Genomic DNA, 25,934 nt, shown 5'->3' with positions numbered 1-25,934 from the left:
CCCACCGAACGCTCGACCGCTGGCCGGCACCCGAAACCCGGGGTGCCGGCCAGCGGCATGTCCAGGCGAGGGGGGTCAGAAGAGGACCGTCGCGAGGGTGCCGATCGGCTGGAAACCGCAGCGCTCGTAGACCCGGCGGGCCGGCAGGTTGAAGTCGTTGACGTACAGGCTGACGGTCGGGGCGACCCGCAGTAGCGCGTCGCGGACGACGGCGGCTATGGCGGCGGCGGCGATGCCGCGGCCCCGCCACTCCGGTGCCACCCAGACGCCCTGGACCTGGGCGGTCCGTTTGGTGACGACTGCCAGTTCGGCCTTGAACACGACAGTGCCGTCGACGAAGCGGGCGTACGCGCGGCCGGAGCGGACCAGGTCGTTGACCCTGCGGCGGTAGCTGCGCCCGCCGTCCTCGGCCAGCGGGGAGACGCCGACCTCCTCGGTGTACATGGCCACGGCCGCTGGGAATAGTTTGTCGACCTCGCCGGCGCGGACCTGGCGTACCTCCGGGTCGGCGGGGATGGCCGGCAGGGTCTCGGTGGCCAGCAGCGGCTGGTTGGGACGGACGTCTCGCGCTGGCCCCCACGTGCCGGATAGGCGGTCCCAGAGACCGAGGACGGCGTCAGCCCGGCCGACGATCGAGGAGCAGAGTCGGTCCTCCCCCGCGAGCAGGTCGGCGAAGGCCGCCACGGCGGCGTCGTTGGCGAGCACCGGGGTCAGGTTGCCGCCGAGCCAGCAGAGGGATTCGAGGTTGCGTCGCGCGCCGTACCCCAGGATTCTGCCCTCAGCCCGCCACCAGGCCAGCCCGCGCGCGGCGATCCGCTCCGCGACCTGCGCGCTCGCGAACGGGTCGCGGTCGAGCAGTCGTTCGACCGCGCGGCGTTCCGATTCTCCCAGTTGCCGTACCGGCACCGTCAGCACGACTACCAGCCTGCCAGATCGACCCCCCGCCTCGCCGGCCGAGTGGCGAGCCTGGCGTCTGCCCGTCACCGGAACTTGTCGGCGATGCATTGCCGATATATCGTTGATGCATCAGCGACAGTACGAGGACAGGGAGAACCCGATGAGGTTCCATCGAGACCACCACCCGATGCACGAGTCCCGGATGCGAGGCTTCGGCTTCCCACCGGTCCCGCCCGGCCCGCACGGGCACGGCCACGAGCACGGCGGCCCCTGGGGCGGACGCGGTCGCGGGCGAGGCAGGGGCCGACGCCCCAACGTCCGGGGCGCGGTGCTGGCACTGCTCACCGAGCGGCCGATGCACGGCTACGAGATGATCCAGGAGATCGACTCCCGCACCGGCGGTGCGTGGCGGCCGAGCCCCGGCTCGATCTACCCGACTCTCCAGCTCCTGGAGGACGAGGGTGTGATCGTCGCCAGCACCGAGGAGTCCGGCGGCGGACGGAAGCGGTTCACGGTCACCGAGGCCGGGCAGGCCGAGGCCACGACGGCCGCGCAGACCCCGCCGTGGGCGGACGTCGCCCAGGGCACGGTGAGCAGCTGGCACGACATCCGCGACTCGGGCGCGCAGGCGATGAACGCGCTGCGTCAGGTGATGATGAACGGCACCGACGACCAGCGTGAGCGGGCCGCCCAGGTGCTCGACGAGACGCGGCGCAAGCTGTACGCCATCCTCGCCGAATCCGAGTGACGCGCGAGCGCACCACGGCGCACCAACCGGCCCGCAGCGACTGGGCCGGAATGCGGAAAGAGCGGCCGCTCCCGTGGGGGAACGGCCGCTCTTTCCGAATGGAAAGTCAGTGCACGGTGACTGTCGGGCCGGTGACCAGCCCGCGCAGCTCCTCGGGAAGCTCGGCGCCCATCTCGTCGGCGATGCGCAGCGCCTCCTCGATAAGCGTCTCCACGATCTGCGCCTCGGGCACCGTCTTGACGACCTTGCCCTTGACGAAGATCTGGCCCTTGCCGTTGCCGGAGGCGACGCCGAGGTCGGCCTCGCGGGCCTCGCCGGGACCGTTGACGACGCAGCCCATGACGGCGACCCGCAGCGGCACCGGCAGCCCTTCCAGGCCTGCGGTGACCTCCTCGGCGAGCTTGTAGACGTCCACCTGGGCCCGCCCGCAGGACGGGCAGGAGACGATCTCCAGGCCGCGCTCGCGCAGACCCAGCGACTCAAGGATCTGGTTGCCGACCTTGATCTCCTCCACCGGCGGGGCGGAGAGCGAGACCCGGATGGTGTCGCCGATGCCCTCGGCCAACAGGGCGCCGAAGGCGACAGCCGACTTGATGGTGCCCTGGAACGCCGGGCCGGCCTCGGTGACACCCAGGTGCAGCGGGTAGTCGCACTGCTCGGCCAACTGCCGGTACGCGCGGATCATGACGACCGGGTCGTTGTGCTTGACCGAGATCTTGATGTCGCGGAAGCCGTGCTCCTCGAACAGCGAGCACTCCCACAGCGCCGACTCGACGAGCGCCTCGGCGGTGGCCTTGCCGTACTTGGTCAGCAGTCGCTTGTCGAGCGAGCCCGCGTTGACGCCGATGCGGATCGGCACCCCCGCCTCCCCGGCGGCACGAGCGATCTCCTTGACCTTGTCGTCGAACTGGCGGATGTTGCCCGGGTTGACCCGGACGGCCGCGCAGCCGGCGTCGATGGCCGCGAAGACGTACTTGGGCTGGAAGTGGATGTCGGCGATCACCGGGATCTGCGACTTCTTGGCGATCGCGGGCAGGGCCTCGACGTCGTCCTGGGACGGCACGGCCACCCGGACGATCTGGCAGCCGGACGCGGTCAGCTCGGCGATCTGCTGGAGGGTGGCGTTGACGTCGGAGGTGAGCGTGGTGGTCATCGACTGCACGGACACCGGCGCGCCGCCGCCTACGGGGACCGAACCGACCATGATCTGGCGGCTGGCCCGGCGGGGAGCGAGCGGCGGGGGTGGCGCGGCGGGCATACCGAGACTGATTGCGGTCACTTCAGGCACTCACCTTGAGAAGAGCGTGATGGGGTTGACGACGTCCGCGGCGATGGTCAGCAGCGTGAACGCGCCGCCGATCAGGATCACCGCGTACGTGAAGGGCATCAGTTTGAGGTAGTCGACCCGGCCCGGGTCGGCCCGGCCGATCCGAGCGTAGACCCAGGAGCGGGCCCGTTCGAACCAGGCGACGGCGATGTGGCCGCCGTCGACCGGAAGCAGCGGCAGCAGGTTGAACACGCCGATGAAGAAGTTCAGCGACACGAAGAGCATGAAGAAGACAAGCCAGGCGTTGTTCTCCACAGCCTCGCCGCCGAGCCGGCTGGCGCCGACCACGCTGATCGGGGTGTCGATGTCCCGCTCACCGCCGGTGAGGGCGGTCCACAGGGCGGGGACCTTCTGCGGGAGGCGTTGCAGTGCCTGGGCGGTGCCGACGGCCAACTGGCCGGTGAAGTCGGCGGTGGCTCCGAAGGCGCCGACCGGCCCGTACGTCACTCGGGTGGGGGTGCTGGGGACGAGGCCGACGCCGAGCGCGGCCACCGGCGCGGCGGCGCCGTCCGGGTTGTCCAGCGGCGGGCGCTGGGTCTGCGCGAGGACCGTGCTCGTGTTGCCCGGCTGCCCGTCGCGGACGTACTGGATCTGCGCGGTCTCCCCCGGCTTGAGGCTGCGCAGGGTGGTGAGCAGGTCGCCGTAGTTGTTGATCGGCGTGCCGTTGATCGAGGTGATCCGGTCGCCGTCGCGCAGTTGCGCCTGGGCTGCCGGGCTGGCCGCGTCGGCGGGGGTGCACGCCCGGACCGTGTTCTCCGGCACCACGCAGTCGCTGAGCTGGATGACCGCGGGCTCCTGGCGGGCCTGCGCGTCGGTGGTGGGGAAATCCGGGTTGGGCAGGCCTGCGGAGACGGCCAGGATCCAGATGGTGATCAGGGCGAGCGCGAAGTGCGTGATCGACCCGGCGGCCATGACGATCGTCCGCTTCCAGACCGGGTAGCGCCACATCACCCGCGACTCGTCGCCCGGCTCGACGTCGTCGTCCTGCGGGGTCATCCCGACGATCTTGCAGAAGCCGCCGAGTGGGATGCCCTTGAGGCCGTACTCGGTCTCACCTCGCTTGAACGACCAGATGGTGGGGCCGAAGCCGACGAAGTACTTGGTGACCTTCATCCCGAATGCCTTGGCGGTGAGCAGGTGCCCCGCCTCGTGCAGACTCACCGAGATGAGGATGGCCAGGGCGAAGAGAACCACCCCGAGCAGGTACGACATCAAGCTCCTTCCACCGAACCCGCGATGATCTCCTGCGCGTGCGCGCGTGCCCACGACTCGGCGGCGAGCACGTCCTCGACGGTACCTGGTTCGGCGAAGTCCGGAGCGTCCTCCAACACGCGGTCGAGGGTGTCGACGATGCCGAGGAACGGCAGCCGTCCTGCCACGAACGCCGCCACGCACTCCTCGTTCGCCGCGTTGTAGATCGCCGGCCGGCAGTGCCCGGCCTCCCCGGCGGCCTTCGCGAGGGCGACGGCCGGGAACGCCTCGTCGTCGAGCGGCGCGAACTCCCAGGTGTGCGCCTTCGTCCAGTCGACGGCGGAGGCTGCGTCGGGCACGCGGTCCGGCCAGCCGATGCCCAGCGCGATGGGCAGCCGCATGTCCGGTGGGCTGGCCTGGGCGATCGTCGACCCGTCAACGAACTCGACCATCGAGTGGATCACCGACTGCGGGTGCACCATCACTGCGATGTCGGCGTAGGCCACGTCGAACAGCTCGTGCGCCTCGATCACCTCAAGTGCCTTGTTGACCATGGTCGCCGAGTTGATCGTGACGACCGGACCCATGTTCCAGGTCGGGTGCGCGAGGGCCTGCTCCGGTGTGACCTGCGTCAACTCGTCGCGGCCCCGGCCCCGGAACGGGCCGCCGCTTGCCGTGACGATCAACCGGCGCACCTCACCGCGCGACCCGGACCGCAGGCACTGGGCCAGCGCCGAATGCTCCGAGTCGACAGGCACGATCTGCCCCGGCCGCGTCACCGCGGCCTTGACAAGCGGGCCGCCGGCCACAAGCGACTCCTTGTTTGCCAACGCGAGAGTACGGCCACAGTGCAGCGCGGCGAGCGTAGGAGCGAGGCCCAGCGAGCCGACCACACCGTTGAGCACGACGTCGCACGGCCACTGGGCCAACTCGGTCATCGCGTCCGGGCCGGCCACGATCTTGGGAAGCTTGAAGTCGCCGGTGGCCCAGCCGCGCCGACTCGCCTCGGCGTAGAACGCGAGCTGAAGGTCCTGCGCGGCGGACGCCTTCGCGACACCGACCGCCTCGACACCCAACTCCAGGGCCTGGGCGGCGAGCAGTTCGACGTTGCCGCCGCCCGCACCCACCGCCACCACCCGGAACCGGTCCGGGTTGCGCCGAACGATGTCGATGGCCTGCGTACCTATCGAACCTGTTGACCCGAGCAGGACGAGGTCGCGGGGGGAAGTCACGAGGCCATTCTTCCCCACCCCCGCTGCACACCCGCTGAGAGCCTCAACCCCTCCCCACCGCTTCATGATCGATGCCGCGGTCGCACCCGTTCCGCACGGACCCGCATTGGCACAAACCCCAGCTCAGCCCGGCGACCACCGCCAGTGTGAAGCACGACACGAGTGAGCCTGCAGGTCGAACTAACGCACATACGGTGACGTCTGCTCAGGCGTCTACTCATCCCGATTGCACGGAAGGCAAGGCTTCTTTGATGAACACCAGCCAGGATGCGACGGTCGCGACGGAAGCGGCAGCACGGCTCGCGGCCCAGACGGTCGGGCCGGTGCTGCTCCCCGGCGACGACGGGTACGACGCCGAGTGCGCGTCGTACAACCTCGCCGTCCCTCAGCGGCCGGCGCTCGTGGTGGGCGCCGCCGGCGTCGCCGACGTCCAGGCCGCCGTCCGGTTCGCGGCCGAGCAGGGCTTGCCGGTCGCGATGCTGGCGACCGGGCACTCAGCGCTCTCCTCGGCCGGCGCGCTCATGATCAACACCCGGCGGATGAACACGGTCACGATCAACCCCGAGGCCCTTACCGCTCGGGTCGATGCCGGCGTCAGCTGGCAGCAGGTCGTCGAGGCCGCGGGCAAGTACGGGCTGGCGCCGCTGAGCGGTGCGGCGCCCACCGTCGGGGTCGTCGGTTACACACTCGGCGGAGGGTTGGGCCCGATCGGCCGGACCTTCGGCTTCGCCGCCGACCACGTACGCCGGATCGAGCTGGTGACCGCGGACGGTCAACTGCGGGTGGCGACCGCCGCTGACGAGCCGGATCTGTTCTGGGCCGTGCGGGGCGGCAAGGGCAACTTCGGTGTGGTGACCGCCCTGGAGTTCAACCTCTTCCCGGTCAGCCACATCTACGGCGGCGGCCTCTTCTTCGCTGGCGACCGGGCGGCCGAGGTGCTCAACGCGTGGGGCCGGTGGACCGCCGGTGTGCCGGACGAGCTGACCTCGTCGATCGCGTTGCTGCAACTGCCGCCCGTTCCCGAGGTGCCGGAGCCGCTGCGCGGCCGGATGGTGGTCCACGTGCGGATCGCCTACGTCGGACCTGCCGAGGAGGGGGAGCGGCTGACCGCGCCGCTGCGGGCCATCGCCCCGGCCCTGATCGACTCGGTCACCGAGATGCCGTACACGGCGGTCGGCTCCATCCACGCCGACCCGCCGACCCCGATCCCGATCGTGGACGGTTCGGCGCTGCTGCGGGAGTTCACGCCGGAACTGGTCGACGCCATCGTCGCGCAGGCCGGACCCGAGGCGGGCAGCCCGCTTGCCATCTTCGAGCTCCGGCACCTCGGTGGAGCATTTGACCGCCGCCCTGAGCCCGGCAACGCCGTCGACCTGCAGGGCGCCGCCTTCACCTGCTACGCCGTCGGGATCGGCGGCCCCGACGAGGCCCCGGCGATCCAGGCCCACCTGACCCGCGTGTTCCAGGCAATCCGGCCGTGGAGCACGGGCCGCCGGTTCGTGAACTTCCTGACCGCCACCGACACCACCCCGGAAGCGGTCGCCGAGGCCTATCTGCCGGAGACGTACCGGCGGCTCACGGCGATCAAGGGCAGCTACGACCCGACGAACATGTTCCGGGCCACCCCCGCCATCCCGCCTGCCTGACCAGGCCGGCAACCAGGCCGTGGCCACCCGGCGAAACCGTGCGGCCGGCGGCGAGCAATGCCCACCGCCGGCCACGGATCGGCGCCGATCCTGACGCCGCGCCACCATGATCGGCGGCGATCGGGGGGCGCCGGAGCGGCCCCCGATCACGACTAGCCGCCGTTGATGACGAACTGCGAGCCCGGCTGGACGACGATGTTGCCGTCGGCCGAGTTGGTGATTGTCACGTTTGTGAGATTGGCGTTGCCACGCGCGCCGCTCATCGCGAGGATGCCGGCACCGTTGTTCGACTTGTCGATCCGCACGTTGGTGATGGCGACGTTCGCCATGTTGCCGCCGCCGTTCTTGAACTGGATGCCGTCGTAGGTCGAGTCGATGATGTCGGTGTCTCGGATCGTGACGCCGACGATGTCCCTGGTGGAGGGGAAGAGGGTGATGGCCCCGAACTCCTGGTCCTCGTTCCAGAAGGCGCCGCCGGTGCGGTAGAGCCCGTTGTTGGCGATCAACGTCGTGCCAGAGAACGGCAGCGGGTCGTGGTCGGTCGCCAGCATGATGCCCGGATAGTTGGCGGTGTCGTAGATCAGGTTGTTCTCGATCGAGTTGTCGTAGCCGCCGTAGATGGCGATGCCGTTGGCCCGCCAGGGCAACTGGACGGTGTTGTTGACGAAGTGGTTGTCGTGGGCGATGTCGACGCTGCGGTCCTTGACATACGGGTTGGCCCAGACGGCGAGGGCGTCGTCGCCGGTGGTGCGGAAGGACGAGTTGAACACCCGGGAGTTGCGGGTGCCGTTGCTGAAGTTGATGCCGTCGGCGTAGGTGTTGCGGATCCGCATGCCGCTGAACTGCAACCCGTCGGCCGGGCCCCACAGGTCGGGGATGTTGTCGTAGTCGCGGCCCACCCAGACGCCCACGTTGGCGTGCTCGATCCAGACGTTGCTGATCCGGGTGCCGGTGCCGAAGCGACCGTTGAGGCCGACGCCACCCTCGGCGTTGCCGTCACCGCCACGGATCCGGCCCGAGCCAAAGATGGCGATGTCGGAGATCTGGGTGTTCTTGTCGATGTCGAAGCCGAAGTTGCCCTCGTGCGGGTGGTTGATACCGCCCGCGTTCTGCGGCTCGGTGAGCGTGTAGAGCTGCGAGTGCCACATGCCGGCGCCCCGGATGGTGACGTTGCTGATGCCTACCTGGTTGTGCGTACCCCGGTTCAGCGGGTCGTCGGTGAGGATCTTCTGCTCCTGCCGCCACTGCCCGGCCGGGATCCAGACGCAGTTGATGACGCCGTTCTGGTCGTCGGTCACCGCCCGCTGGATGGCCGCGGTGTCGTCGAGCCCATCGTTGGGTACGGCGCCGTACGCGGTGATCGACGTGCACTCGGCCGGCTGGCTCGCCGCCGGTGCCACCTGCTCCAGGTCGATCATGTCGATGACGTAGAACGAGGCGGTGTCACCCGAGTCGCGCTGCAACTTGAACCGGGTGCCGGCCGGGTACGACTGCGCCAGCAGCGCGTTCGACTCGTCGAACAGCCGCCGGGCGTCGGCCTGCGGCGTGTTGGTAAGCGCCTCCGGCCCGTCGGTGTTGCCGTAGAGCCAACTGTGCCGCGACGACAGGGTCAGCTTGCGGGAGAAGACGTCGTTGACATAGAGGCTGATGGTCGCCTCGATGCCGCCGCCACCCGGCGCGTCCGGGATGGAGTTGCGCACCACTATGGAGTTGGCCTGGTTGGTGGACGTGAACTCGACAAACTGGCCGGTGCTGTTGAGGCGTACCGACTTGCGACCCGAGGACTCGGTGGCGAAGTTGGTGTGCCCGAAGGTGCGCAGCGGGTCGGTCTCCAACAGCGTGCCCTGGTAGCGGGCGGCCTCCGCCTCGTAGGAGACGTACGGGACGGCGGCCCCGCGCCCGACAACTATCGACTGGCTGAGGGCGTTGTTTGCCTCGTTGGTCTCGGTTACCACGTTCGTGGCGTCGGCGGTGGCGGTGATGGTGGCGCCGCCGCTTGTGGCGGTCCAGCTGCCGGTGACGGCCACGGTCACCGTCGCGCCGGCAGCGATCGAGGCGGTGGTGGTGTTGAGTGTGGTGCCGCCCACGACCAGCCGGGTGACAGTTGTCGCGCCGGTCGCTGTGGTGCCCCGGTTGCGGACCGACACGGTGAAGGTGACGGACGCCCCGACGGCCGGGTTCGGCGGGTTGGAGGCGATGCTCAGCACCTGTAGGTCCGGGCCGGGTGCCTGCGCGACCACAAGCGGCGACGGTGCCGTGAGGCTGTTGTTGCCGTTGTTCTGCTCGACGATCGTGTTCGCCGGGTCGACCACCGCCGCGACGGCGTAGCTGCCCATCGGCCGCGTACCGGCGTTCAACGACACGGTGGTCGAGGCGCCCGCGCCGAGCGCGCCGACGGTGGCGCTGCCAACGACCGTGCCGGCTAGGCTGAAGTTCACGGTGGTCGCTCCGGCAGCGGCGGAGCCGATGTTCTGCACGACTGCCGAGAGCGTGACCGGGCTGGCCTCGCTTGGTGACGTCGGTGACCAGGTCACCGAGCTGACGACCAGGTCCGGGTTGGGTGCCGGCGTGCCACACACCTCAAGCTCGGCCACCTGGCCGGACGGGGCGCCGGTGTTGCCGGTGAACCGCAACTGCACGTCCGCCGTGGTCGCGGTGACCGGGATGCTCACGCTGTTGGTTCCCTGGACGAACTGGTACGTCGCGGCCGACACCAGGCTGGTGTACGTGGACGACGCCTGGTCGCGGCCGAGGACCTGGATGGTCTGGGTGCGAGTGCCCCACGCCGGGTCCGGGTTGAGCTTGACGGTGACGCCGGAGATGGCGTGGTTGGCGCCAAGCGCCACAGTCAGGTTCTGCGGGTAGCTGGCCGCGCCCTCCCAGTACGTCCCGAGCTGCCCGTCGTTGGCCTTCTCGGGGGTGAAGGTGAATGTGGAGCCGCTGGCCGTCATGCTCTTGCCCTGCGCCACGTTTGTGCAGGCGGGCGGGTTGCTGCCGGTCCGGGTCACCGTGTTGCTGTTGCCGGACAGGTTGCCGGCGCCGTCGCGGGCGCGGACGTAGTACGACACGGTCGCGGTGGCCGGCTGGGTGTCCTGGTAGGTGAGGACGGTGCCGAGCGTCGCGATCAGGTTGCCGTTGCGGTAGACGTTGTAGCCGGCAAGCCCGCTGCCACCGGAGTCGGTCGAGGCGCCCCAGTTGAGGGTGATCGTGCTGCCCGACGTGCTCTGCGACAGCGTCCCCGGGACACTCGGCGCGGTGGTGTCCCCGCTGGTGCCGCTGCCGTACACCTCCAGCTCGGAGAGTTGCCCGGCCGGCCAGCCGCTGTTGGCGGTGACGGTGATCCGCACGAAGCGGGCAGCGGCCGGGCTGACGTTGATCGTGACCGTGCTGCCGGTGGCCGGGTTGAAGGTGTAGGTCTGCGACGCCACCAGGTCGGTGAACGACGACCCGTTGGCGCTGCCCCGCACGCTCAGGGTCTGCGTCCGGGTCGCCCAACCGGAGGTTGGCAGCTTCAGCACGACCTGGTTGACGGTCTGCGACGAGCCGAGATCGACCTGCACCCACTGGGGGAAGGAGTTGTTGACGCTCTCCCAGTAACTGCCCGCGTTGCCGTCGACGACCCTCGACGAGTCGTAGACGTCCGCGTGGCCGCTCTCCTGGGTGGGACGACCCAGGGCGAGGTTTGTGGCTGCCGGGGCGAAGCCTGTGCTCGAGGCCGCCGACACGTCGGCGGGGCGGGCGGCACTCGCGGGGTTCGCAAGGGCGGTGACCCCTGCGGTGGCGATCAGCGTGGCCGCGGCTGTCGCCGCCACCATCCGGAACAGATGCGTTCGTCTCATCACTGTCCTGTCGTTGGGGGGACGGTGGTGGTGGCCGGCAGGAGAGAGAAGAAACCCAGCAAAAGGACCGACCCGCCGGAACTTGCGACCCGATGCAAGAAATCAAACACGCCTTTGTCGAGATTTTGCATAAGGTTGAGCAGATGTTACTGACGTGCTACGGGAGCGTCAATGCTTCGACCGTCGTGACTATTGACAGCCGCCCATCGGTCGGTGGTCGGACGACAAGAAGGGCCCCCTGTCGACAGGCGTCGACAGGGGGCCCTTCGCCCAGCGGGTGGCTGATCAGCCGGTCGGGGCGCCCAGCTCGAACGTCTCCAACTCCTCGCCGCCGTACCAGTCGGTGCGCCGGCCCACGTGCGTCATGCCGAGTCGTCGGCACACCGCCATCGACGGCTCATTGCCCGGCGACACGACCGCGTAGACCCGCCTCGTGCCGGTGGCGAACTCCCGTGCCACGACCGCGCGTGCCGCCTCGGTGGCGTACCCGTGGCCCCACGAATCCGGGTGCAGGTGCCAGCCCACCTCGATGTCGTCGGTGCGCACCGCCTCGTCCCGCCCCGGCAGCGGCTTGAGCAGTATCGTGCCCACCACCAGGCCGGTGTCGCGCGCCTCGATCGCCCAGGTGCCGTACCGGCCGTGGTCGGCGGCGTGCCGGTCCTGCCAGATCTTCAGCCGGTCGGCGGCCTGCGCCGGGTCGGTCAGCGGCAGCCCGGGTACCGCGCCCATCCAGCGGGTGATCTCGGGACGGGAGTAGATGTCGTAGATGCGGGCCAGGTCGGCCGGGTCGGCGGTCCAGTCGCGCAGGATCAGGCGTTCGGTGGTGACAACGGTCATGGCGGGCGATCTTAATGAGTGACGTACGCCCCGGCAGGGAAAGAGATCGCGATGGGTAGCGGATGGCAGCGGGCGAAGCGGATCACCAGCGCCGCGTTCCGTCCCCTGCGCGGACGGGACCTGTCGCTGCACGCCGCCGCGATCACCTTCTACGGTGCGATCGCCGTGGTGCCCGTGGCGTTGCTCGCCATCTGGCTCACCTCGCTGATCGCCGGGGCCGACCGGGTACGCCGGCTCACCTCGTACGCCGTGGAGGCCCTGCCCACCGCGATCGGCGCGCCCCGGGCGGTGGAGGCGCTCGTCAACGCCGGGGTGGAATTGACCCCGCTGCTGGCGCTGGCCTCACTGCTGCCCGCATCGCTCTACGGCGAAGGGCTCCGCCGGGCGTTCGTCTCGGTGGCAGCGCCCCGCACCGACGAGAACCTCGTCGGCTGGCGGGGCCGGTTGCTGTTGCTGCCGCTGCTCGCGCCGGCCCCGGCGCTGCTGCTGTCGATCCTGCTGGCGCTGCCGCTCACCACACGCCTCGTCCAACAGGGCGGCTGGGCCGGCGCGCTGGGTGTGGTGCTGTCGTTCCTGGCGGTCTGGCTGGTGCTCACGCCGGTCGTGGTGTGGGTGTTCCGGGTGGTCGGGCCGGCCTCGCCGGACTGGCTCTCGACCCTCGGGGTCGGCTCGTTCACGGCGGCCAACCTCTCGGGCTTCATGCACGGCTTCGTCCTCTTCGCCTCACTCCCGCTGGACCTGGGCGTGCCGTTCGGCGGCTTCGACGAGATCGGCGCCGGCGTCGCCGTACTCCTCTGGCTCTACCTGTTCCACGTGATCGTCCTGGCCGGCTACTCCGCGACCCTTGCCCTCTCACACTGGCGCACCACCCCCAAGCCCCGTCGATCATGAAGTTATTGCCACCCGCCGCGGCGCGTCGGGGCAATAACGTCATGATCGCCGGAGTTGTCGCGGAACCCGGGGGCGCCGACTAGGCTGCCGCGGCATGAGCAGCGAACTTCCCGCACGCGCCGACGTCGTGATCGTCGGCGCCGGGCACAACGGCCTGGTCTCCGCCATCCTGTTGGCCCGCGCCGGGCTGGACGTGCTGGTGCTGGAGGCGTCCGACGTGATCGGCGGTGCGGCACGCACCGAGAACCCGTTCCCGAAGGTGCCGGGGCTGCGCCACTCCACCGGGTCGTACCTGCTGGGGCTGATGCCACCGGAGCTGCTCGCCACGCTCGACGTGCGGATCCCCGTGCTGCGCCGCGACCCGCACTACTTCCTGCCCACCCCGGGCGGCCTCGGCTCGCCGTACCTGCTGATCGGCAGTGACACCGCCGCCACCCGGGGGCAGCTCGCCGAGTTCTTCTCCCCCGCCGACGTGGCCGCCGACGACGCCATGCAGGCCGAGTTGGCCGCGCTGCGCGACGATCTCGCCCCGGCGTGGCTCGCCGAGCCGCTCACCGCCGAGGAGACTGCCGAGCGGCACATCCGCCCGGCGCTGCGGCAGGTCTTCGTCGACCTGGTCCGGGGCTCGGTCGCGGACTACCTGGCCCGGTTCGAGTTCCGCTCCGAACTGCTTGTCAGCATGTACGCCGTCACCGACGGGCTCTCCGGCCTCAACGCCGGCCCGGACGACCCCGGCACGGGCCACAACTTCCTCGCGCACAACATGTGCAGACTCCCCGGCTCCGGCGGCACCTGGATGATCGCCGAAGGTGGCATGGGCACCGTCTCCGCGACGTTCGCCGGGGCCGCACGCGCCGCCGGAGCGACAATCCTGACGGGTACGCCGGTGAGCGCCGTGACCCTGGACGGCGGTGCGGTGAGCGGTGTCGTGCTGGCCGACGGTCGGGAGGTGGCGGCCTCCGTGGTGCTCGGCGCGTGTGACCCGTACCGGCTGATGGACCTGGTGCCCGACGGCGCGCTGCCGGCGGCGCTCGGCGAACGGATGGCGGCGGTCCGCCGCCCCGGCACCACGTTGAAGGTCAACCTCGCGCTGACCGGGCTGCCCCGGTTCTCCTGCCTGCCGCCCGACGCGCCGAGCCCGTTCGGCTCGACAATCCACCTGCTGCCCGGCTCCGCGTCGCTCGTCGGCGGGGAGGCCGCCTCACCGATGACCGCGCTGCGGGCCATGTGGGCGGACGTGCAGGCCGGGCGGCTGCCGGCGGAGCCCACGATCGAGTGGTACCTGCACACCACAGTCGACCCGTCGCTCTCCGACGCCGCCGGGCACCACTCGTCGGCGCTCTTCGTGCAGTCGGTCCCCTACGAACTGGCCGGCACCACCTGGGACGCGGAACTGCCCGGTTACGTGGACCGGCTCATCGAGATCGTCGAGCGGTACGCCCCCGGCACCGGCGACCTGATCGCCGACGTGGTGCCACTGACCCCGCCCGGCATCGAGGCGCACTTCGGCATCACCGGCGGACACATCCACCACGTCGACAACACCGTCTCGTTCACCGACCGGATGCCCTACGCCACAGGCATCGACGGCCTGTACGCCGGCAGCGCCGGCTGCCACCCGGCGGGCAGCGTGATCGGAGCAGCAGGCCACAACGCAGCCCACCGAATCCTGACCGACCTCCCCCACTAGCCCGCACGCCCTCGTCACCCCCCTCACCCTCTCCCACCCCCGCGATCTTGCAGTTTCGGTCGCTGTTTTGGGGCATATGTTCTTTTCGCCCCGGCAGAAAGTGCAAGATCGCGGGGGTGGGAGAAGGGTTAGCTCAGTGCTTTGCCTGCGGGGGCTGGGGTTTCGTCGTCTACGCGGTGGGCGCGGACCTTGTGGCCGACACTTGTCAGGCAGCGGCCGGAGGACAGGTCGAAGCGCCAGCCGTGCAACTGGCAGGTGAGCTGGTCACCCTCGACGATGCCGAACCGGGTCAGGTCGGCCTTCAGGTGCGGGCAGCGGCGCTGCACCACCCAGTCGCCAAGCGTGATGTCCTCGGCGTCGGTGCTGCGCTCGTGCTCGTCGTACCAGCCCTCCGCGTACTGGAGCCGCTCCTCGGACAGGCACTTGAAGAACGCGTAGACGAACTCGTTGTACTGGCCGATCCGGGCCGCCGAGAACCGGCAGGACAGGAAGAGCGAGTTGACCCAGTCCACCTCGTCGATGAAGAGCAGGTGCTCGATAAGCGACCGTTCGGTGCGGAATCGGTAGCGGACCTTCTCGTCCGCGTACGGCCGGACCTCCTTGCCCGGGAAGTCCACCACGATCGACTCGACGCTCTCGCCGTCGTAGCCGACCAGGTCGAAGCGCACCGGGCCGCCGACCCCCTTGGCCAGGTAGATCGACTCGTCGAGCAGCGGCTCGATGCGGCTCTTCATCTGGCCGAGCACATCCACCTCGGGGTGCCGCCACGACGCCTTCTCCGCCTCGATGATCGGCCGCTTACGCTCCCGCATCTCCTCCAGGTGGGCGACCTTGTTCGCGAAGAACTCGTCGACCGGCACAGGGTGGGTCGTGGTCGCGCCGTCGGTGGTGACCTCGGCGACGCTGCCCGGCAGCAGCACGATCCCGTTGGTGCCGCCGACCTTCGCGTACTCGCTCAGGAAGACCGACTGGTCGGGGAAGATGTTGCCCTCGTCGCCGTGGATGTCGTTGAACTGCCACAGCGCGTCGTCGAGGAAGCACGGCGGGCCGGCGATCGGGAAGACGTGGTCGGCCTTCAGGTCGTCGATGTAGCGCCAGGTCCTGTCGAACTGCCTGTCGCGCTTCTGCTTGCCGAACGCGGTCTTCGCCGCCTGCGGCAGTTCGTAGACCATGGGATACCAGATCGCACCGGAGAACTGGAGCATGTGCGCGTGCACGTGACCCAGCTCGGCGAACACGCTCAGGTCGGTGGGGCGGGCGTCGTTCTGGTTGAGCAGCCGCACCCCGTCGTACTCGACCCAGAGCGACGAGTCGCCGATCGGGCCGTCGGTCGGGCTCGTCAACGCCTGAATCATGATCTTCAGGCCACCGTCCAGCTCGACGACCTGCTCGTTGGGCGCCTTCAGGAACTTGGTGAAGCCCAGCGCCCGGAACTCGTCCTCCATCTCGGAGGTGGGGAACTCCGGGAGCAGGACCGTGGCGTCCTTGGAGATGAAGTCCCGCAGGTGCTTCGCGTCGAAGTGGTCCCGGTGCAGGTGGGAGACGTAGAGGTAGTCGACCTGCCCCAGGGTCTCCCAGTCGAGCAGCGAATTGTCCGGGAAGGGAAACCAGGAGGCGAAGTACGCCGGGTTGACCCACGGGTCGCACAGGATGCTGCCCGCAGCCGTGTCGATCCGCATGCTGGCGTGCCCAGTTCCGGTCACTCGCACCGCACAGTCCCCCTCAAACAGACAATCAGGTGTACGCCAAACGCTACCGGAGCAAGCCTGACGCCCGCCCCGCGACGCCCGTAGTGCCATCGGGCCCTGATCGACCGGGCCGGGCGACCAGGAAACACCCACCGCGTCGTGCCGGGCAGGAGGCGTGCCAGACTAACCAAAGATCCGATCGCGAGGGAAGGACCGACAGTGGCAGGAAGCGAGCCGGTAACGTCGCCAGACCAGCACAAGCCCGGGCACCGGAAGTCCGGACGAATCGGCGCGGTGGTTACCGCGCTGGCGCTGCTGGCGATGATCTGCGGCAACCACGAGGGCAGGGTCGAGGACATCTGGCTGGTCGGCCTGGCCGCGCTGCTGCTGATCATCGTGATCGGCGACGCCGTTCTGCGGCGCAACGGCCTGCGCTCCTGACCCGAACGGCCGCCGGACGACCGGCTGACGACGCCGAGGGCCCGCCCCCACCCGGGGGACGGGCCCTCGTCCGTACGCGTCGTCGGCGTCAGCGCCCGAAGAGGATGTCCTGGACGTCCTTGAGCGCGGCGTCGACCTCGGCCTCGAAGTAGCCGCCGGGCACCAGGCCGAACCGGAGCGTGTCCAGGTCCTTCGGGTTGACGGGCATCGGGTTGCGGCCCTGCATCCCACCGAGCAGGGTCTCGAAGAACCGGTCCACCTGATCGGGGTCGTAGCCGCTGCCGAACCGGCGCACCTGGAAGCTGCGGCGGATCTGGTCGACCCGGTAGAGCTCGCTGCCGGGCGGACCGGCCATCGGCGGGCCACCCATCGGCGGGCCGGCCACAGCGGGCGGACCAGCCATCGGTGGGCCACCCATGCCCTGCTGCGGCATCGGGGGCGGGCCGGCCGGGCCTCGACGCATGTCGCGCAGGTCCCGCTCGGGCATCCGGATCTCGGCGGTCATGTCGGCGCGACCGTGCCGACCGGCCTCGAAGCCGTCGAAGCGCGGCTCCTCCGGAGGGTAGCCGCCGGGCGTGCGCTTGTCGTCCGGCGGGCCGTAGCCACCAGGCATCCGCTGCTCATCGGGGGGGCCGTAGCCACCGGGCATCCGCTGGTCGTCCGGCGGGCCGTAGCCACCAGGCATCCGCTGGTCATCGGGCGGGCCGTAGCCACCGGGGCCGGCGGGCAGGCCACGCGGCGGGACACCATGCCCACCCATCGGGCCAGGACCCATCTGGCCGGGGCCACCCGGGCCGCGCGGCGCGTCGTACCCGCCGCGGGGGTTGTCGTACCCGCCGGCGAAAGCACCTGTCGGCTCGTCGTAGCGGCCGTAGCGATCGGCGGGCGGCCCGGCCTGCGCCGGCATCGGCCGGGGAGGCAGCGGCTGCATGCCGCGGTCGTCGCGCATCGGCGGACCCATCCGGTCCGGCGGGCCCAACCGGTCAGCCATCCGGGGGTCGCCACCGCGCCCGGCGCTGGTGCGCTCCTCCAACTCGGCCAACTGCCGCTCGACCCGGTCCAGGTGCAGGTCGACCTGCCACTCGTCGTAGCCGTTGAACCGGACCCGGAAGACGACGTCGTGGACCTCCTGGGAGGCCACCGGCGCACCGACCTGACGGCCGTCGAGCGTCGCCTCGACCCGGTCGAGGAAGGCATCCACCTCGTCGACCTTGTATCCCCGGCGGAGCGCCTTGCGCCGGAAACGCTGACCCTGACTCGCCACTATGTCTCCTGGTCTCGTTCGCCACGCCCGGTCACGCCGGTGCCTCTCCGGCGCGGTCGATGAAGGTGTCGGTGTCCTCGGCGGCGGCGAGCTGGCCACACGCGCCGTCGATCTCACGACCTCGGGTGTCCCGCACGGTGGTGGACACCCCGGCGTCGCGCAACCGCCGGACGAACTCCCGCTCGACCGGCTTCGAGCTCGCGTCCCAGCGGCTGCCCGGCGTCGGATTGAGCGGAATGAGGTTCACGTGCGCCAACTTGCCGGCCAACAGCCGCCCGAGCAGGTCGGCTCGCCACGGCTGGTCGTTCACGTCCTTGATCATTGCGTACTCGATCGACACGCGGCGGCCCGTCCGGGCGGCGTAGTCCCACGCTGCGTCCAGCACCTCGGCTACCTTCCAGCGCTGGTTTACCGGCACGAGTTCGTCGCGCAGATCATCATCGGGCGCGTGCAACGACAACGCAAGGGTCACAGAGAGGTCTTCGCTGGCCAGTCGGCGGATGGCCGGCACCAGGCCGACGGTGGAAACGGTGATGTGCCGCTGGGACAGGCCCAGACCCTCCGGAGCGGGACTGACCAGCCGGCGGATCGCCGCGATCACCCGGTTGTAGTTGGCCAGTGGCTCGCCCATGCCCATGAAGACGACGTGCGAGAGCCGCGGCGGTGAGCCGGCGACCACGCCGGAGGCCGCCACGCCGGCCAGGTAGACCGCCTGGTCGACGATCTCAGCCGTGGACAGGTTGCGGGTGAGCCCCGCCTGGCCGGTGGCGCAGAACGGGCAGGCCATGCCGCAACCCGCCTGACTGGAGATACAGACCGTGACCCGGTCCGGGTAGCCCATCAGCACGCTCTCCACGAGCGCGCCGTCGTGCAGTCGCCAGAGCGCCTTGCGGGTCGCGCCGTCGTCACAGGCCAGCTCGCGCACCGGGTTGAGCAGCCTGGGGAGCAACTGACCGGCCAGCCGTTCACGGCTCGCCGCCGGCAGGTCGGTCATCTCCTGCGGGTCGCGGACCAGCCGCCCGAAGTAGTGGTTGGAGAGCTGCCGGGCGCGGAACGCGGGCTCACCCAGCTCGGTGACCAGCGCCTGGCGGCCGGCCAGGTCCAGGTCGGCGAGGTGCTGGGGCGGCATGGAGGCTCGGCGTGCGGCGGAGGCGTCCGAGAGGGCGGGGATCAACGGCAGGCTCGTCATGGCTGGTCCAGTGTGTCACGCCATCGGCCGCAGGCACCCGTCCGGAGGGCCCGAACCCGACCCGGCCGACGGATCGGGAAGGTCGGACCGCCGTGATCCATGCCTCACCCCACCACCGGCACGAAGATCACCAGCAGGAGGTACGCGGTGGGCAGCGCGAACAGGATCGAGTCCAGTCGGTCCATCAGGCCACCGTGCCCGGGCAGCAGGTTGCTCATGTCCTTGACGCCGAGGTCCCGCTTGATCATCGACTCGGCGAGGTCGCCGAGGACCGCCGCGACGGAGACGGCCACCCCGAACAGGGCACCCCACCAGGGCGCCACGTCGAGCAGCAGCCACAGCAGCAGGGCGCTGCCCAGCGCCGCCGCAGTCACCGAGCCGGCGAACCCCTCCCAGGACTTCTTCGGGCTGATCGACGGGGCCATCGGGTGGCGGCCGAAGGAGACGCCCGCCGCGTACCCACCGGTGTCGGACAGGACCACAGCGACCAACGTGACCAGGATGCGCACCGGCCCGTCGTCGGGGGCCGCCGCCAACAGCGCCGCGAAACCACCGAGGAACGGCACGTAGACCGCGATCAGGGTCGCCGCGGTCAGGTCCCGTTGGAAGCCGGCCGGGCCGTCACCCAACCGCCAGATCATCGTGCCCAACACGGTCACCAGCAGACCCAGGCTGAGCGCGTCCGGGCCGGCGAACCACGCCAGGCCGATGGTCAGCACGCCGCCGGCGACCAACGGCACCAGCGGCGGGTGCGCGCCACTGCGCCGGACCGCCCGGGTCATCTCCCAGATGCCGACGCCGACTGCGGCGGCGACCACCACGAGGAACGCCAGGGGGTAGAAGACAAGCGGCACCACGATCAGCGCGCCGAGGCTGAGCCCGACACCGATTGCCGCCGGCAGGTTCCGGCCGGCACGCCCGGTGCCCACCTGCTGGGTGGCCGGTCGGTCGGCGCTGGCCCGCCGTCGGCCCTTCGGCCGTCGACCGGCCGACGGCTCCGGATCGGTCACCGGGTCCAGGTCCAGGTCCGGCCCGAGTTCGGCCCCGATCGGCGCGAGCTGGGCGGTCGGATAGTCGGCGTCATCGTCGTAGCGCACGGGACCGTCGCGGTCGTCATAGCGGACCGGGTCGTCGGGGTCGTCGTAGCGAGCCGGACCGTCGGAGTCGTCGTAGCGCACCGGACCGTCGGCCGTTGGTGGGCGGTCGTCGTAGCTGCCGGAGGGGCTCCGGTCGTCGAACCGGTCGGCCTGGTGCGGCTCGACGTCTGGGCGGGTGCGTGGCTCGGCGTACAGCTCGGGGCCGGCGGCCGGACGGCGGCTCCACTGGCCCGCCTCAAGCTCGTGCTCGGGCCAGGGCAGGGAAACCCGGCGCTCCGGTCGGTCCCAGCCGCGGGGCTCGCCCGTGTAGGGGTCGGGGTGGGACATCACGCACCGCGACGCGGCACGAGAACCACCACATGACGCAAGACCACAAGCATCCCCTACAAGCGCGATGTTCCTCCGATTGACCGCCCCGACGGTCGGTCGATCCCCGGTGTTCACCGCCCGGTGGCCGGGAATCCTGACGAGCCTACTGCACACGCCGCCGGGGCGAGGCGGACGAGGGCCTCGGCTCGTTCCACAGCAGTCGCCGAGCGGTGCGACACCAGCCCCGGCACGGCTGCCCGGCCATCGGCGGTCGATCCACACCGGCCCGTCGATCCACCGGCGCCGGTCACACCGGGCGGTCGGGGCCAGGGCCTCTCCCCCGCGGGTCGTGGGACGGCACGAGGCCCGGCCCCGGATCGGGGTCGGGCCTCGCGTCGACTGTGCGGCGGTGGTGGTCCTCAGACCTCCAGCAGTTCGGTCTCCTTGTGCTTGACCAGATCGTCGATGCTGGCGACGTAGCGCTGGGTCAGGTCGTCGAGTTCCTTCTCGGCGCGGCGACCGTCGTCCTCGCCGGCCTCGCCGTCCTTGACGATGCGGTCCAGCTCTTCCTTGCCACGGCGGCGGACGTTACGGATCGCCACCTTGGCTTCCTCGCCCTTGTGCCGGGCCACCTTGATCATGTCGCGGCGGCGCTCCTCGGTCATCTGCGGGAGCAGGATGCGCAGTTGGGTGCCCTCGTTGTTCGGGTTGACCCCGAGGTCCGAGTCCCGGATCGCCTTCTCCATCGCGTGGATCTGCGAGTTGTCGTACGGCTTGATGATGGCCATCCGCGGCTCGGGGATCGCGATGGACGCCATCTGGGTCAGCGGCGTGGGCGTGCCGTAGTAGTCGATGATGACCTTGGAAAACATGGCGGGGTTGGCGCGGCCGGTACGGATGGCGCCGAACTCCTCCTTGGCGTGCTCGACCGCACGCTCCATCTTCTCCTCGGCCTCGAGGAGGGTGTCGTCGATCACCGGTCTCCTCGCCTCCTTCTGTGCTCGTCGTGGGCTGCTGAAAGTCGTCAGACCGCCGTTGCCGGCGCCCCGGGTGGGGCGAGGATCAGGCGGTGATCAGGGTGCCGATCTTGTCGCCACCCACCGCGCGGATGATGGTGTCGTCACCCTGCGCACCGAAGACCAGCATCGGCAGGCCGTTCTCCATGCAGAGGCTGAACGCCGCCGCGTCGGCCACCCGCAGGTTGCGTTGCAGCACCTCGGAGAAGGTGATCGAGTCGAGCTTGCTGGCGGTGGGGTCGATCCGCGGGTCGGCGGTGTAGACGCCGTCCACGCCGTTCTTGCTCATCAGCACCACGTCGGCCCGGATCTCCAGAGCCCGCTGGGCGGCCACGGTGTCGGTGGAGAAGTACGGCATGCCGGCGCCGGCGCCGAAGATGACCACACGGCCCTTCTCCAGGTGCCGGATCGCCCGCAGCGGGATGTACGGCTCGGCGACCTGGGCCATCGTGATGGCGCTCTGCACCCGGGTCTCGATGCCCTCCTTCTCCAGGAAGTCCTGGAGGGCCAGGCAGTTCATCACGGTGCCGAGCATGCCCATGTAGTCGGCGCGGGCCCGGTCCATCCCACGCTTCTGCAACTCCGCGCCGCGGAAGAAGTTGCCGCCACCGACCACCACGGAGACCTGCACACCACGGCGGACCACAGTGGCGATCTGCCGGGCGATCGCCTGGACGACGTCCGGGTCGACGCCGATCGCGCCGCCGCCGAACACCTCACCGGAGAGCTTCAGCACCACCCGGCGGGCACGACCGGGCGGCGGCGCCGTCGGATCGTCCACCGCCAGCGTCCGGTCACTCACAACCTGCGTCATCCGCCCCGCCTTCCCCACCGCACGCCCCGTGCGTGCGTTACCGCGAACCTGCCGCTGACGACCCTATGTGACGAGGAGGCCGCGGTGCCTGTCACGTACACCGGCGGCCTCCTCGTCGACGTCTCCTGCCCACGGGCGCCCACGGCGCCCGGTGGCGGCTCAGGCCTGGCCGACCTCGAACCGCACGAAGCGGGTGATCTCGATGCCGGCATCGGCCAGCAACTGCTTCACGGACTTCTTGTTGTCGGCCACCGACGCCTGCTCGACGAGGACGTAGTCCTTGAAGAAGGAGTTCACCCGGCCCTCGATGATCTTCGGCATGGCCGCCTCGGGCTTGTTCTCCTCGCGGGCGGTCTGCTCGGCGATGCGCCGCTCGGACTCGACGACCTCGGCCGGAACCTCGTCCCGGGTGAGGTACTTCGGCCGCATCGCGGCGATCTGCATGGCCACGCCACGGGCGTCAGCGTCGCCCGCCTCGTCGCTCTTGCCGGTGTACGACACCAGCACACCAACGGCCGGCGGCAGGTCCTGGGCCTTGCGGTGCAGGTAGACGGCGACGGTGCCCTCGACCCGGGCGAACCGGTTGAGCACCAGCTTCTCGCCGATCTTGGCGGACTGCTCCTGGATCAGGTCCGCGACGACCTTGCCGTCGAGCTCGGTGGCGAGCAGTTCCTCGACGGTGTTCACGCCGGCGCGCTCGCCGTGCTCGACCAGCTGCTGGGCCAGCGCGATGAACGACTCGGTCTTGGCGACGAAGTCGGTCTCGCAGTTGAGCTCGAGCAGCGCCTTGCCGGAGTGGGCGACCAGGCCGTTGGCGGCCGTACGGCCGGCCCGCTTGCCGACGTCCTTGGCGCCCTTGACGCGCAGGATCTCGATGGCCTTGTCGAAGTCGCCCTCGGCCTCGGTCAGCGCCTTCTTGCTGTCCATCATGCCGGCGCCGGTGAGGTCGCGGAGCTTCTTGACGTCCGCGGCGGTGATTTGGGACATGGCTCTCTCTTCGATATTGAGGCGGCGTGTGGATGGTCAGAGGTGCCGGTTACCCGGATCCGGACGGTTCGTGCCCGGCGTACCGTCGCTGCCCCGCCGTTTGGGAAAACGGACAGCGGGGCAGCGACGGCGCGGTCACTCCGCGGTCGCGGCCGCCGGCTGCTCGGTGGCGGCCTGCGCCGGCTGCTCGGCCGGGGCGGCGGGCTGCTCGGCGGCGGCAGCGGCGGGCTGCTCGGCGGCGGCAGCGGCGGGCTGCTCGGCCGGGGCGGCCGACTCGTCGGCCTTCTTCGGCTCGAGAAGCTCGCGCTCCCACTCGGTCAGCGGCTCGTCGCTCGCGACGCCCTCGGGCTTCTCGTCGGTGCCCCGGCGGCGGCCGGAACGCGCGATCAGACCGTCCGCGACGGCGGCGGCGACGACCTTGGTCAGCAGCTCGGCCGAGCGGATCGCGTCGTCGTTGCCCGGGATCGGGAAGTCGACCTCGTCCGGGTCACAGTTGGTGTCCAGCACCGCGATCACCGGGATGCCCAGCTTGCGGGCCTCGTCGACGGCGATGTGCTCCTTCTTGGTGTCGACGATCCAGACCGCGGCGGGCAGCTTCTGCATGTCGCGCAGACCACCGAGGGTGCGGGTCAGCTTGATCTTCTCGCGGGAGAGCTGCAGGGTCTCCTTCTTGGTGTAACCGGCGGCGGTGCCGCTGAGGTCACCCAGAGCCTCCAGCTCCTTCATCCGCTGGAGCCGCTTGTAGACCGTCTGGAAGTTGGTGAGCATGCCACCGAGCCAGCGGTGGTTGACGTACGGCTGACCGACCCGCGTCGCCTGCTCGGCGATGGCCTCCTGGGCCTGCTTCTTGGTGCCGACGAAGAGGATGCTGCCACCCTCGGCGACGGTCCCACGCACGAACTCGTACGCCTTCTCGATGTACTCGAGGGTCTGGCGCAGGTCGATGATGTAGATGCCGTTGCGCTCGGTCATGATGAAGCGCTTCATCTTCGGGTTCCAGCGCCGGGTCTGGTGCCCGAAGTGGACACCGCTCTCCAGCAGTTGGCGCATGGTCACGACGGCCATGGTTGGGGTACTCCTCAATGTCCCTGGTTGTCACGCCCGGCCGGTGGCCGGGCGTCCTGGTGCCTGGTCGCCGGCCCATGGTGGACCCGATCAAGATCGGGACCAGGGAGGCCGTCGCTCCACGACGATTCGTGGAGAGGGCACGCGAGGTCGACCGCCGAGGCGGTCGCCAGTTGGCCAGTGTACGCCCCTCACCCGCTCTGCGGCCCTCGGGTGCGGCACCGCCACTCCCCGCCCGATCACGCCCGGCACGGGAAGATCGGGCCCGTTCATGGAAATAGTGGCCTCCGGGTCGCCGGAGGCCACTATTTCCTGATTGCCGCGTGTGTCATCCGCCGCGACGGGAGCGCTCCGGGTCAGCCGGCGGCGAGCGCCGCGGCGAGGAAGAGCCCCAGGCCGACAGTCAGGTAGGCCGTCGGTGGGCGCAGCCAGCCCCGACCGCCGTCGGAAAGCGCCAACCCTCCGGTACGCAGCCCGTACAGCCCGGTCGCGAAGATCGGCAGCCCGGCGACAAGGGCGATGCCCACCACCACGTTCCCGGAGTCCACCGGATCACCTGTCACGCCCGCCAGCAGCACCCGCAGCGCGGGGATCTCGAAGATCAAGACCAGCAGGGCGAAGAGTACGGCCAACACCGGGCGGCGGGTCCGATAGACGCCGTCGGCCGCCGGCGGATACACCGACGGCTCACCCGCCGGCAGCCCACCACGAGGGCTGATCGGGGTCATCGGGCCGGTCGGCATGTCCAGCGGGTGCGGCGAGTTGCCGCCCCGGGTCGGCTCGACGATCGGGTACCCGCCCAGTGGGGCCGGACGAGCCTGGTCGGCGAGCACACCCACCGCCGGGTCACCCGCGGGCGTCACCTCGCGTGCGACCTCGTCGCGACCGCCGGACAGCGGCGAACCCGTCCCGGTCGACTCCCGGGCTGCCCGGCGTCCGGGCAACTCGCCGGAGACCTCCGAGGGGTCCCGGTCCGCCCGCCGCGATCGGGTGGCCCGGTAACCGTCCGCGTCCGGCAGGGCGTCGGCGAGCGGGTCGACCGCTGCGAAGCGCCCGGAATCACCCTCGGGCGTACCGAACCGGCCGGCCTGCGCCTCGACGGCCCCGAAACGTCCGGAGTCGGCCTCGGGCGTACCGAACCGCGCGGCCTGCGCGTCGAGAGTCCCGAAGCGACCCGAGTCAGCCTCCGCCGAGGCGAACCGAGTGGCATCCACCGCACCGAAGCGACCGGAGTCAGCCTCGGGCGTACCGAACCGCGCGGCCTGCGCATCCACAGCCCCGAAGCGACCGGAGTCGGCCTCCGCAGTGCCGAATCGGGTGCCGTCCACCGCGCCGAGGCGCCCGGAGTTCGGCTCGCCGAGCCGGTCGGGCACCGCCGCGAACCGGCCGGGCTCGCTCTCGCCGGAGCGATCCGTCTCGGCGCCCCGCTGCTCGGGAACCTCGTTGTCCCGGTATCGCGGTTCGCCCGCGCCACGCCACTCCGACTCGCCGTAGCCGCGCCCCCGCTCGTCGGAATACCAGCGCGACTCCTGGTCTTCGGGAAAACTCCGTCGTCCGTCCACGTCCGGCACCGTATGCGACCGCCTGCGCCGACGCCATCTCAGGCCCGCCCGCTGAGTGGTCGCCCACCAGCCCGGACACCTCCCCGACACCGAAGCTCCCGTAGCACGGGGTGGACATGATCGTCCGGTTGTCCACAGGACACCAGTTGTCCACAGGCGACGGCCATCGGGGTCGCGGCGTCCGTGTCTCGGCGGGCACCGTGC

The 25,934-nt window shown here is 70.4% G+C and carries 20 protein-coding genes; 5 read left to right on the top strand and 15 right to left on the bottom strand.

Annotation, left to right across the window (positions count from 1 at the left end):
• Positions 1-75: 75 nt before the first annotated feature.
• A complete protein-coding gene (locus ACFY2Q_RS13850) occupies positions 76-915 on the bottom strand; it encodes a GNAT family N-acetyltransferase (RefSeq protein ID WP_387130056.1) in 840 nt (279 codons plus the stop codon).
• A gap of 142 nt (positions 916-1,057) precedes the next feature.
• Between ACFY2Q_RS13850 and ACFY2Q_RS13845 the strand changes: the two genes are divergently transcribed.
• The gene (locus ACFY2Q_RS13845) at positions 1,058-1,645 is read left to right on the top strand and encodes a PadR family transcriptional regulator (protein WP_387130054.1); all 588 of its coding nucleotides are present in this window, start codon (positions 1,058-1,060) and stop codon (positions 1,643-1,645) included.
• Positions 1,646-1,751: 106 nt separating this feature from the next.
• Here ACFY2Q_RS13845 and ispG read toward each other — a convergent pair whose 3' ends face one another.
• Genes ispG through dxr form a run of 3 tightly spaced genes read right to left on the bottom strand, consistent with a single transcriptional unit; the run spans position 1,752 to position 5,395 of the window.
• Positions 1,752-2,924: a flavodoxin-dependent (E)-4-hydroxy-3-methylbut-2-enyl-diphosphate synthase gene (ispG, locus tag ACFY2Q_RS13840; protein WP_387130053.1), complete on the bottom strand. Its 1,173-nt coding sequence runs from the start codon at positions 2,922-2,924 to the stop codon at positions 1,752-1,754.
• Between the two features lie 9 nt (positions 2,925-2,933).
• Positions 2,934-4,184 carry a M50 family metallopeptidase gene (locus ACFY2Q_RS13835; RefSeq protein ID WP_387130051.1) on the bottom strand — a complete coding sequence of 417 codons (1,251 nt, stop codon included), beginning with the start codon at positions 4,182-4,184 and terminating at the stop codon, positions 2,934-2,936.
• Positions 4,184-5,395, bottom strand: a complete 1,212-nt coding sequence (gene dxr / locus ACFY2Q_RS13830) for a 1-deoxy-D-xylulose-5-phosphate reductoisomerase (protein WP_387130049.1) — start codon at positions 5,393-5,395, stop codon at positions 4,184-4,186. Before dxr ends, ACFY2Q_RS13835 begins: the two co-directional genes overlap by 1 nt.
• A 251-nt stretch (positions 5,396-5,646) precedes the next feature.
• Between dxr and ACFY2Q_RS13825 the strand changes: the two genes are divergently transcribed.
• On the top strand, positions 5,647-7,041 hold the full coding sequence (locus ACFY2Q_RS13825) for an FAD-binding oxidoreductase (RefSeq protein ID WP_387130047.1): 1,395 nt from the start codon (positions 5,647-5,649) through the stop codon (positions 7,039-7,041).
• A gap of 152 nt (positions 7,042-7,193) precedes the next feature.
• On the opposite strand, the gene ACFY2Q_RS13820 is transcribed toward ACFY2Q_RS13825, so the two are convergent.
• On the bottom strand, positions 7,194-10,880 hold the full coding sequence (locus tag ACFY2Q_RS13820) for a CARDB domain-containing protein (RefSeq protein WP_387130046.1): 3,687 nt from the start codon (positions 10,878-10,880) through the stop codon (positions 7,194-7,196).
• A 285-nt stretch (positions 10,881-11,165) separates the two neighbouring features.
• A complete protein-coding gene (locus ACFY2Q_RS13815; RefSeq protein ID WP_387130045.1) occupies positions 11,166-11,717 on the bottom strand; it encodes a GNAT family N-acetyltransferase in 552 nt (183 codons plus the stop codon).
• A 51-nt stretch (positions 11,718-11,768) separates the two neighbouring features.
• Here ACFY2Q_RS13815 and ACFY2Q_RS13810 point away from each other — a divergent pair, with 51 nt between their 5' ends.
• Together ACFY2Q_RS13810 and ACFY2Q_RS13805 are read left to right on the top strand one after the other, a co-directional pair.
• Positions 11,769-12,608, top strand: a complete 840-nt coding sequence (locus tag ACFY2Q_RS13810) for a YhjD/YihY/BrkB family envelope integrity protein (RefSeq protein ID WP_387130043.1) — start codon at positions 11,769-11,771, stop codon at positions 12,606-12,608.
• Positions 12,609-12,702: 94 nt separating this feature from the next.
• Complete coding sequence (locus tag ACFY2Q_RS13805; protein WP_387130041.1) at positions 12,703-14,298, top strand: phytoene desaturase family protein; 1,596 nt, start codon at positions 12,703-12,705, stop codon at positions 14,296-14,298.
• A 128-nt stretch (positions 14,299-14,426) separates the two neighbouring features.
• Here ACFY2Q_RS13805 and ACFY2Q_RS13800 read toward each other — a convergent pair whose 3' ends face one another.
• A complete protein-coding gene (locus tag ACFY2Q_RS13800; protein WP_387130039.1) occupies positions 14,427-16,007 on the bottom strand; it encodes a Rieske 2Fe-2S domain-containing protein in 1,581 nt (526 codons plus the stop codon).
• 198 nt (positions 16,008-16,205) lie between these two features.
• On the opposite strand from ACFY2Q_RS13800, the gene ACFY2Q_RS13795 reads away from it, so the two are divergent.
• A complete protein-coding gene (locus ACFY2Q_RS13795) occupies positions 16,206-16,427 on the top strand; it encodes a DUF2631 domain-containing protein (RefSeq protein ID WP_082377176.1) in 222 nt (73 codons plus the stop codon).
• Positions 16,428-16,515: 88 nt separating this feature from the next.
• Here ACFY2Q_RS13795 and ACFY2Q_RS13790 read toward each other — a convergent pair whose 3' ends face one another.
• The 8 genes from ACFY2Q_RS13790 to ACFY2Q_RS13755 form a co-directional block, all read right to left on the bottom strand.
• A complete protein-coding gene (locus tag ACFY2Q_RS13790; RefSeq protein ID WP_387130036.1) occupies positions 16,516-17,691 on the bottom strand; it encodes a DivIVA domain-containing protein in 1,176 nt (391 codons plus the stop codon).
• A 31-nt stretch (positions 17,692-17,722) separates the two neighbouring features.
• Positions 17,723-18,880: a 23S rRNA (adenine(2503)-C(2))-methyltransferase RlmN gene (gene rlmN / locus ACFY2Q_RS13785; protein ID WP_387130034.1), complete on the bottom strand. Its 1,158-nt coding sequence runs from the start codon at positions 18,878-18,880 to the stop codon at positions 17,723-17,725.
• Positions 18,881-18,984: 104 nt separating this feature from the next.
• Complete coding sequence (locus ACFY2Q_RS13780; protein WP_387130032.1) at positions 18,985-20,304, bottom strand: phosphatidate cytidylyltransferase; 1,320 nt, start codon at positions 20,302-20,304, stop codon at positions 18,985-18,987.
• Positions 20,305-20,705: 401 nt separating this feature from the next.
• Positions 20,706-21,263, bottom strand: coding sequence for a ribosome recycling factor (gene frr, locus ACFY2Q_RS13775; protein ID WP_387130030.1), 558 nt, complete (start codon positions 21,261-21,263; stop codon positions 20,706-20,708).
• 85 nt (positions 21,264-21,348) lie between these two features.
• A complete protein-coding gene (gene pyrH, locus ACFY2Q_RS13770; RefSeq protein WP_387130028.1) occupies positions 21,349-22,116 on the bottom strand; it encodes a UMP kinase in 768 nt (255 codons plus the stop codon).
• Positions 22,117-22,275: 159 nt separating this feature from the next.
• The gene (tsf, locus tag ACFY2Q_RS13765; RefSeq protein ID WP_387130026.1) at positions 22,276-23,103 is read right to left on the bottom strand and encodes a translation elongation factor Ts; all 828 of its coding nucleotides are present in this window, start codon (positions 23,101-23,103) and stop codon (positions 22,276-22,278) included.
• A gap of 135 nt (positions 23,104-23,238) precedes the next feature.
• Entirely contained in the window at positions 23,239-24,168 is a 930-nt protein-coding gene (gene rpsB / locus ACFY2Q_RS13760; RefSeq protein ID WP_387130024.1) for a 30S ribosomal protein S2, read from the bottom strand.
• A 356-nt stretch (positions 24,169-24,524) separates the two neighbouring features.
• The gene (locus ACFY2Q_RS13755) at positions 24,525-25,730 is read right to left on the bottom strand and encodes a hypothetical protein (RefSeq protein ID WP_387130023.1); all 1,206 of its coding nucleotides are present in this window, start codon (positions 25,728-25,730) and stop codon (positions 24,525-24,527) included.
• Positions 25,731-25,934 lie beyond the last annotated feature (204 nt).

Origin of the sequence: Micromonospora sp. NPDC000316 (assembly GCF_042898885.1) — a bacterium.
GTDB lineage: Bacteria > Actinomycetota > Actinomycetes > Mycobacteriales > Micromonosporaceae > Micromonospora.
This window is presented reverse-complemented; position numbering and strand designations above follow the sequence as displayed.